Source organism: Qipengyuania nanhaisediminis (assembly GCF_900115585.1).
Classification (GTDB): Bacteria; Pseudomonadota; Alphaproteobacteria; order Sphingomonadales; family Sphingomonadaceae; genus Qipengyuania; species Qipengyuania nanhaisediminis.
In genome coordinates, this window is sequence record NZ_FOWZ01000011.1 from 1 (window position 1) to 8,921 (window position 8,921).

The window sequence follows — 8,921 nt, forward strand, 5'->3', positions numbered from 1 at the left end:
ATGGGTGGAAAGCGGACACTTGGCTAGAGCATCTAACCTGATCTGGAATAGGCGTCTTTGACCCAGCCCTTGGCGTCATCATCGAAGTCAGAGACTGCCTCCAGACGGATCCTGTGACTGCACATGGCATTGTAGGTTTCCAGCCTCGCAGTCGGCTCTTCTCCTTTGAGTGCTACGCCCAAGTCAATGCGTGTCTTGATGGCTGGAGTGATCAAGGCGAACTGCTTCTTTCTACGAAGACTGACGCTCGTCTTCTTGGGAGCGATCTCGACATCGGAACCGAGCGACTGAGCGAACTTCACAATATCTTCGTAAAGGGGGCGCAACGACTCTTTGGGTCCCGCATATTGAGCGGCGACCAGATTTACTTCCTCGCCCGTTTCGCGCGCCTTTGCCGCGATCAGGTTGGCGAAGCCGTGGTTACACCGTGTTCTTCCTTGAGTAGCTTGAGGATGGCTCCGTGTTTTTCCAGACCACTCTTCGCGATGATCTCAATCCATTCCGACAGCGGTGCACCTGTCTTTTCAGGAATGTTCGCCATCATGGTGGCAAGTTGGTCTTCTGGTGAACTCCCCATTCTCCGATCTCCCGTGTGACATCTTGCTCCGTGCCGCAGAACCATTGTGCCACGGAAGCAGAATATTTGCGAGATCGGGCGATTGGGCGCTTGTGAGACTGCCTGCCTAACGCGGAGAGGGCGCCCTCCGGGTGGTTAGCCGCCCGTCCGCTCTTGGCAAATCGCTAGCTAGGTGAAGCTGTGACGAAGGGAGTGGAAAGCGGACAGTCGGCATCAAATTGAAGCTGACCGCTACAAGCTGCGTTGCTGCGTGCGCTTGCGATCAAGAATGCCGCAAAACAATTGTAGCATAGAGCGCCGTTTCTCAAACTACCCTCTGCGGACCCTCATTCACATGGCCCCGAGTGCATGCCGCCGATCTCTTGGCGCCAACATCTCCTGAACGACATGGGCACGGACCGGACGGCTCAACAGGTACCCCTGGATAGAGCCGCAACCCTCCTCGCGAAGGATGCGGCACTGCTGTTCGTCCTCGACGCCTTCCGCAAGCGTTTCCATACTGAGTGCATCGGCAAGTGTGGTGATTGCGCGGATCACGGCGTGTGCGTTGTTTCCCTGCTGGGCAAGGTCGCGGACGAAGCTCTGGTCGATCTTGATTTTGTCGAAAGGGAACTGGCGCAGGTAGCTCAGGCTCGAGTAGCCCGTTCCGAAATCGTCGAGCGAGATGCGCACTCCCAGATTGCGCAGCGAATGGAGCGTTGAAAGCGTGTGCTCGACATCGGCGATAAACACGCTTTCGGTGATCTCCAGCTCGAGCCGTTGCGGAGGAAGACCGCTGTTGGTCAGCGCCTGCAGGATGGTCGTCGACAGCCCGGGATAAGTGAACTGCTTGGGCGAGATATTGACCGCGACCGAGATATCCTCGGGCCAACCCGACGCAATGTGGCAGGCCTCGCGCACCACCCATTCCCCAACCTGGAGGATGAGACCAGTTTCCTCCGCGAGCGGAATGAACTCAGCCGGGCTAATGGTCCCCCGGGTCGGGTGGTTCCAGCGGATTAGCGCTTCGAAACCCTGCAACCGTTCGTGGGTAAGTGAATAAAGCGGCTGGAAGTGCAGTTCGAACCCGCCGTCCTTGATAGCTAGACGCAAATCCAGTTCCATCTCGCGGCGACGCCGGGCCTGCTCGTCGAGGCTCTGCTCGAAAAAGTGGAAGGTCGCCTTGCCGTCACGCTTGGCGCGATAGAGGGCAAGGTCGGCGTGCTTGAGAAGGACGGTCGTGTCAGTTCCATCGCCGGGGGCGACTGCAATGCCGATACTCGCCGAAGTGGGCGCGCTCTGCCCGTCGATGGTCACGTCCTGGTCGAAGCAGTCTTTCAGCAACCGGGCCGTGTCCACGAGGTCGGCCGCCGGGTCGCGCTCGTGAATGATTACCGCAAATTCATCGCCGCCGAGCCTCGCAATGTGCGAGAATTCGCTCCGGCATCGCAGAGATGACGCGACCTGGCGCAGGAGCTCGTCTCCTGCCGGGTGGCCGAGCGTGTCGTTGACGACCTTGAAGTCGTCGAGATCGCAATAGGCGACGAACAGGCGTTCATCGGGCCCCAGGCGGGCCAACGTTTGGCCAAGCTGTTCCACGAAGAGCTTACGGTTGGGGAGGTCGGTCAGGCCGTCGTGCAGGCCCACGTGGAGGATTTTGCGCTCCCGCTCCTCGATTGCGACGACCATGTCGTTGAAGCTTGCGGCAAGCCGCCCGACCTCGTCCTGCGTCGCGATCGCGAGCGATACATCTTCGCCTGCAGCGAACCGGCGGACCGCGGCATCGAGCTTGGCAAGGGGGCCCGTGACACCGCGTGCGACGCGGCTTCCGAGGACAAGCACCAGCAGCAGGCCGCCCAGCGCGACGAGTGCGAGCAGGTACTTGAGGCCCGCGTATTCGGCGAGCGCCGTGCCGAGCGAATGGCCGAGGACCAGCCGTGGCTCCACGCTGTCGTCGAGCGTCGGGAGCGCGGTCACATGATAAAGCGTGCGCGCCGCATCGTCGGCTTCGATAACCCGGGCAAGCTGCGCATCGGCCAAGGGGCCGGCGAGTTCGGGTGCGTGGGCGACCCTTGCGGCAACTTCGACCGCGGCGAGGTCTGCAAGCCGGGCCATCTCGCTCGCATCGAGCGGCTGCGCAAGGACCAGCCAACCGATCGTGTCGGGGGCCTCGATGGGAGAGCTGGCCGCAAGCGCGAGCGTGTCGCCAAGGCGAATGACGCCTTTTTCCGCGCCGTTGTCGAGCTGGTACCAGATCGATTCCACCTCGGGGTAGGCCTGGCCCTCTTCGCCGATTAAATCCCCGTCCAGCCCGACGACGAAGGCAGCCGAGGTGTTCGAACGCGATTGCAGCGAGCGCAGTGCGCTGGCGATGGTCGGTCTATCGCTGGTTGCGACGGCCTCGCGAAAGCCGAAGTCGCGGCTGAGGACGTCCGCACTGCCGCGCATCTGGCGCGCGCGCAATTCGATGATCTCGTCGAACACGCGGGCATTCGCCGCAAGATCCCGGCTCGCGGACTGTTCGCCGAAGCGCTCGATATTGGCGCTCACCACTACCATCACCACCGCGAGCACGATCGTGAACAGCGCAGTATAAACCACCGCGATCCGCCGCTTGAGCGAGCCGAAGCGCAGTTGCGGCAGGTTCTTGCCCCACACGATCATCGCAGGGTGACCTTCATCACGTGGCGATTACTGCCGCCCGAAATCGTGACCGACCGACCGATTTCACCTCCCGGCGCGCGCAGTTGCGGGTGCCATACGGTGATCCTTGCGCCGCCGGTCGGAACCCCCGTCAATTGAACATAGCCATTGGCATCGCTCTTCCCGGCATGGGGCGTGTCGACCACGCGAATGTAGCCGCGCATCTCGTCATGGATTTTACACCCCAGTTTGACGGAGCCGGACACGGGGAAACTGTGCGATCGTGTCTGGTCACGGCCGTAGAGGTCGATCTCGAAGCGGGCGGGTTTGGAGAAGCTGTAGATCGAATGGCGGACCCGGTCGAGATTGGGAAAAGCGACCGTGCTGCCCTTGGCCACGACCAGCGTGCCCGGCACGAATTGCTCGCCGCGCTGGGCCATCGCCATCCGCCAAGGGAAGGTAATCCGACCTGAACCTTGCGCATCTGCATTGATTTCTACGACGGCATTTCGAACCGGCACGCCGCGCTCGTCCACCACCTGCACCCGGACGGGTACCGATGAGGATGCCCAAACAATAGACGCGGGCACGAGGGCAAGAGCTGCCAGGAAGGCGACACGATAGGTCAATCGATCCGCCCACTAGGGCCGAAACCTTTAAGAAATCCCCTCAGGCTGGTTAACCATTAATGCACCCTGTTCTGCGAGAGGGGGCGAATGAAAGCGCCCCCGCTAACCGCTCTCCTGGCTTCCCTCACTGCAATTGCCTCGTCCCAGGCTGCCGCGCAGGGAGACGAAACTGCCGCGCCTCCGCCGCCTGCGGAGTACAACGCCAAGCTGCTCCTCACCAATGGCATCAGCGCCGTCGACGGTGCGAGCGGCGGTGGTATCGCCAATTGGGCGACGATTGCCGGACGACAGTCGGATCGCGGATTCGGCCTGCAGGCACACGCCACATTCATCGCCTTGCCGGACTTTGCCTACCAGAGCCAAGGGGTTGCAATCGGGATCGCCGACCGGATGGAGCTGAGCTACGCGCGGCAGAATTTCGACACTCTCGATGTCGGAGCGGCGCTAGGGATCGGTCAGGGCTATACGCTGAATCAGGATGTTTACGGGGCCAAGCTGCGCCTTGCCGGCGATCTCGTTTATGGCGCGCCGCACATGCCGCAAATTGCAGTGGGTGTGCAGCACAAGCGCAATCTCGACGGAGCTATTACAGCAGCCGTAGGGGCGGCACACGATACCGGCACGGATTTCACGTTCAGCGCGACCAAGCTCGTGCTGTCCCGGTCGCTCCTGCTCGATGCGACGATGCGCCTCACCAAGGCGAACCAAAACGGATTGCTGGGCTTCGGCAGTGTTGCCGGGGGAGGTTATTCACTGCAGTTCGAAGGGGCAGCCGCCTATCAGTTCTCGCGCCGGTTGGTGACTGGGGTCGAGTTCCGCAGCAAGCCCGACAATCTCGGCCTTGGCGAAGACGACTGGTTCGATCTCTTCGCCGCTTACGCCGTCACCCGTAACCTGACGCTGACCGCTGCCTATGCCGATCTCGGCTCCATCGCGACATTCGAAGACCAGCGCGGCGCCTTCCTTCAGGCCCAAGTCGCATTCTGACAGGATTTTCCATGAGCCTTACCGCCCTCATTCCGCTGCTTCTGGTCCAGCAGGCGCCCGCCAAAACCGTCGATTGGGATGCCGAGTTCGGCGTCGAGGAAGAGGTTCGCGATCCGGTCACCGGGGAGCTTCCGGTCGATCCCTACGATCAAAGCAACACCAATGCCGGGGCCGAGCCGATATCCGGCGATCGCATGGCCGAACAGTTCGGCGGCCAGGAGGGCATTCGAATAATCGTCAACCGCATGGTCGACCTCAGCATCGAGGATCCGCGCATCGCCGCGATCTTTGAAGGGCACGACCATGTGCGCCTGCGCCGGACGCTGTTCGAGCAATTCTGTTATCTGCTGGCTGCCGGTTGCGACTACACCGGACGCGATATGGAAAGCTCGCATGCAGGCCTCGGCATCCGGAAGCCCGACATGAATGCGCTGGTCGAAAACCTACAGCGAGCGATGCGCGAAAGGGGCGTGCCGTTCGGAGCGCAAAACCGCTTCCTTGCGAAACTTGCCCCAATGAGTCGTAGCGTGGTCACGCGTAAATAGTCGGTGGCCTAGGGAGGTACTGAGCCGACATCCGTTTTCGGCACAGCGTCACCGCGGTATTTCAGTCACAGACTGGGTGGGAAGCGGTAGTCACTCTCCACATCAGTCCGTCCTTGCTGAGATTGCCGGACCGTTCACCTTCGCGACAACGCCGCACTGCTATGAGCTAAGGATGATACTGCGCACCTTTTTAATAGCACCTCTGATGCTACTATCTGCTTCCGCCTTGGCCTCGGAGCGAGGCAGCGATTGGCAAATCGGTCCGGAAATCCGTGGAAAGAATTACTCGGCAGGAGTGCCTAGGGTGATGGCAGATACACGCGATGGACCGGCTTTCATTTTTCCTGCCGATCCACGTGGACAGGTGAAGTATGTCACAAGAGAAACAGGCTCTCTTGCCAATGCACGAAGTTTGACCATTCGATACCGTATCGATGCGTCTGAAGGGGCGCGTTTTGTAGCCAATGAACGTCCAAGCTCACCTGCGATGCTCAGCCTATATTTCCAGAGGCGTGGCGATACCTGGTCTGCCAAAAACAGGTATGCCTTTTACAGGTGGTACTCGGTGATCGACAAAACTCTTCCGCTTAGGTCAGGCGAACATACAATCACGCTCAATTTTCGTGATGAGTGGCGCGCTGTTATGGGCGCGCAGTCCCAGGGCAATCCGGCATTCGAAGATGCCCTTGAGAATGCTGAACGAGTCGGTTTTGTTTTCGGGTGGTCAGGAGGGCGTGGTCACGGCGTTCATGCAACTGGGCCTGCTCGGTTCACCTTGCTTGACTTCGAGATACGTTAGCGGGAGCGGAATTCGCTTCGCGCTGGTTGTCATGAAATTGCCTCATCATTAGGGCGCATCGATGCTCAGTTGGCTTACAAAATACTCCGAGACGAAATCAGCGCTGGGCGATTATCTGGGTGCCTCAGAAGCACTACTGCATCTTCACGCCGGACTGCTGATCTTTTTCCTTAGTTCGCTTCTGTTTCGTCGCCGAATGCGCTCGGTGGAGCCAATAGGGCTCGTCTACACTTTCGCGATCGGTAACGAGCTGATCGATGTGCTGACGCCAAACTACGTCGCAAACGCTTTCGGAGCTTTGTTTGACATTCTCAATACGGTTGCATGGCCCACGCTTCTATTTTTGCTCGCTCGCCGACGCCTCTTGAGGGGTTAGAGCCGACTGCTGGCTAAACGCCTCCACCTTATGCTCGCGCGCTATCCGGCATGTTTGCGTCCGCAATCGGGTCGTTTGCCGAACGTCTGAATTTGGACGACACTGGCCGAATGCTGACTGCCGGAAGCCCCACCAGGGGTTTTATTCACACGATCTAGCAGGGGCAGTAGGTGCGGCCGTCACCGGAGCGTTGAGTTTTAACCGAATTCGTTGCGAACGCTATTCCTGCGAAAATTTGTATAAAATCGCCAAACTGCAGAATTAACGAAATTTTGCCCTTTTCTATTGGCGTTTCTTGCTAAGTTATCCTCCAAATGGCGGGAACCATTTAAGGGGGAAACTAAGTGATCAAGTATATTTTGGCGGCTGGCGCCTGCATGGCCAGCGTCGCACCCGTGGCTGCTCAAGAGACGCCGCTTCCAATCCAAGCAGTCCGTGCGCCCGCTCAACCGGCGACGGTGCTCCCGGCTGGGACCGAGATTGCCTTGACCATGTCCCAGACGGTCACAACCAAGGGTCGCGGCTGGGAAGAAGGAGACCAGTTCGGGCTCACAGTCGCGGCACCAGTCATGCTCGGCGACTTTGTTGTAATTCCGAAGGGCACAAAAGCCGTAGGCCGGATTACTTGGCTTACCAGCCGTGGCGCCTTCGGTAAGTCCGGCAAAATGGACATCGAACTAGAGCATCTGGAGCTTGGCGGCCGGCGCATCAATATCGACGGTACCTACCGGCAAGAAGGCAAGGGCGCGACCCTAGCTACAGTAGGCGGCGTCATTGCGGCTGGCGTTTTCGCGGGCTTCATTACCGGCCGCAGTGGAGAAATTCCGCAGGGAAGAGAACTTATGGCGACGCTGGAAAGCGATCTTCCGGTTGCGCTGCCTGAAGGTGCAACGCTTGCTCCGAAGCCAGTGACTGCGACCTTTGTACCGGGAAGCGCGCAGGCTGAAGAAGCGCGGCAGGCAGCAGTAGAGGTTGAGCAAGCTGAAGCTGCCGAGGCCGCTCGTCCGGCCACCGAAATTAAAATCCAGACAAAGAATGACTGAGTTCCGTGAGCCGTAGGCAGGTCTTCGCTGCGGACGTCCCCTGCAGAACCAGGACGCCTGCGGCTCACGGTTCATTTTCCACTTTCACGGGGAAGAAAGCATGAAGAAAGTAGTTTTTGCATCGCTCGCCATGGCCTTCGGTATGGCCTCTACAACTGCCCAAGCACAATCGACCGAAGAAGGTGCTGCTGGGTTCCGGGTCGAGGCATTGGCCGGCTGGGACCGTATCGATCTCAGCATCGATGAAGCCAATGACATCGAAGATAATGACAGCGGCATCTTCTACGGGATCGGTATTGGTTATGATCTGCCTTCCGGGCCGGTGCTGGTGGGCGTGGAAGCTGAGCTGTCCAGTTCAACCAATGGCGTAGAAGAGCAAGTCTCCGGTTTGGAGATCGACGGTTCGGTCCTCGATGGAACGCTTAGCGTAGAAGATGGGCTAAACTGGTACGTCGGTGGCCGGCTGGGCACCTGGGTGAGTGAGAGTACGGCTTTTTATGGCAAAGTAGGTTACGCACGAACCACGATCGACATTGATGCTGAAGGTACGGTCGACGGTGTTCCCGCTTCCGACTCTGCTGATCTCGACTTCGGCGGCTGGCGGTTCGGCGTTGGTGTAGAGCAGCGCTTCGGCACGAGCGCCTTTGGCAAGCTCGAGTACCGGTATACCAGCTACTCCGACGCAGAGGTTGAGTACGATGGCACGTCCGTCGAGGTCGGAGAAATCTTCGACACCGTGGACTTGGAGCGTCACCAAATTGTGGCCGGTGTCGGCTTCCGCTTCTAAATCTTAAGAGGCGGGGGTGCAGTACCTCCGCCCCAACTTGTACTTAGTGTCAGCGAGAATACCCGAATGAGATGGCTTCTTTCCCTGCTCCTGTTCTTGCCTGCTGTGTCGCACGCGCAGGTTCTTACGGGGCAGGGAAAGCTATCGATGGGGACTCCATAGCCATGACGGGCTTCGACGTTCGCTTGGCTGGTATCGACGCTCCAGAAGCTCTTCAAACTTGCGAGCGCGGGGAAGAAGATTGGGCGTGCGGCCAAGAGGCAAAGGCTCTGCTGTCTGCGTTGGTCGACGGAAAAGTGCTCTCCTGCCACCAGCGTGGTTCCGGCAAATACAACCGAGTTGTTGCCTCCTGCAAAGCGGGAAGAACTGACGTCGCAGAAGCGCTTGTAAGAGCGGGCTTAGCGGTGGCCCTTCCTCAGTTCAGCGACCAATACGTTTTTGCCGAGGCGCAGGCTAAGTCGCGAGGCGTTGGCATCTGGGCAGGAGAGTTCATGCTGCCTGCTGACTTCCGTGCGGCGAACCCAAGCTCTGTCCCCGTGGTCAGGATCGAGAAGCA

At 59.4% G+C, this 8,921-nt stretch carries 10 protein-coding genes; 6 read left to right on the forward strand and 4 right to left on the reverse strand.

Features of this window, described 5'->3' with window-relative positions; genetic code table 11:
- Positions 1-32: 32 nt before the first annotated feature.
- The 4 genes from BM173_RS14690 to BM173_RS14325 form a co-directional block, all read right to left on the reverse strand.
- Positions 33-302: a DUF5655 domain-containing protein gene (locus BM173_RS14690; protein WP_218152660.1), complete on the reverse strand. Its 270-nt coding sequence runs from the start codon at positions 300-302 to the stop codon at positions 33-35.
- Between the two features lie 98 nt (positions 303-400).
- A complete protein-coding gene (locus BM173_RS14695; RefSeq protein ID WP_218152661.1) occupies positions 401-577 on the reverse strand; it encodes a DUF4287 domain-containing protein in 177 nt (58 codons plus the stop codon).
- Positions 578-907: 330 nt separating this feature from the next.
- Positions 908-3,220 carry a putative bifunctional diguanylate cyclase/phosphodiesterase gene (locus BM173_RS14320; protein WP_177201928.1) on the reverse strand — a complete coding sequence of 771 codons (2,313 nt, stop codon included), beginning with the start codon at positions 3,218-3,220 and terminating at the stop codon, positions 908-910.
- Positions 3,217-3,828, reverse strand: coding sequence for a cupredoxin domain-containing protein (locus tag BM173_RS14325; protein ID WP_090483149.1), 612 nt, complete (start codon positions 3,826-3,828; stop codon positions 3,217-3,219). The genes BM173_RS14320 and BM173_RS14325 overlap by 4 nt, the downstream gene beginning before the upstream one ends.
- An 87-nt stretch (positions 3,829-3,915) precedes the next feature.
- Here BM173_RS14325 and BM173_RS14330 point away from each other — a divergent pair, with 87 nt between their 5' ends.
- The 6 genes from BM173_RS14330 to BM173_RS14355 form a co-directional block, all read left to right on the forward strand.
- The gene (locus BM173_RS14330) at positions 3,916-4,815 is read left to right on the forward strand and encodes a DUF3034 family protein (RefSeq protein WP_090483150.1); all 900 of its coding nucleotides are present in this window, start codon (positions 3,916-3,918) and stop codon (positions 4,813-4,815) included.
- An 11-nt stretch (positions 4,816-4,826) separates the two neighbouring features.
- On the forward strand, positions 4,827-5,360 hold the full coding sequence (locus BM173_RS14335; protein ID WP_090483151.1) for a group I truncated hemoglobin: 534 nt from the start codon (positions 4,827-4,829) through the stop codon (positions 5,358-5,360).
- A 307-nt stretch (positions 5,361-5,667) separates the two neighbouring features.
- Positions 5,668-6,159 (forward strand): hypothetical protein, encoded by a 492-nt coding sequence (locus BM173_RS14495; protein ID WP_143089663.1) that lies wholly within the window; start codon positions 5,668-5,670, stop codon positions 6,157-6,159.
- A gap of 720 nt (positions 6,160-6,879) precedes the next feature.
- On the forward strand, positions 6,880-7,578 hold the full coding sequence (locus tag BM173_RS14345) for a hypothetical protein (protein WP_090483153.1): 699 nt from the start codon (positions 6,880-6,882) through the stop codon (positions 7,576-7,578).
- Between the two features lie 100 nt (positions 7,579-7,678).
- Complete coding sequence (locus BM173_RS14350; RefSeq protein ID WP_090483154.1) at positions 7,679-8,365, forward strand: outer membrane protein; 687 nt, start codon at positions 7,679-7,681, stop codon at positions 8,363-8,365.
- Between the two features lie 164 nt (positions 8,366-8,529).
- The coding region (locus BM173_RS14355; RefSeq protein ID WP_177201929.1) for a thermonuclease family protein at positions 8,530-8,921 on the forward strand (392 nt) is incomplete at its 3' end.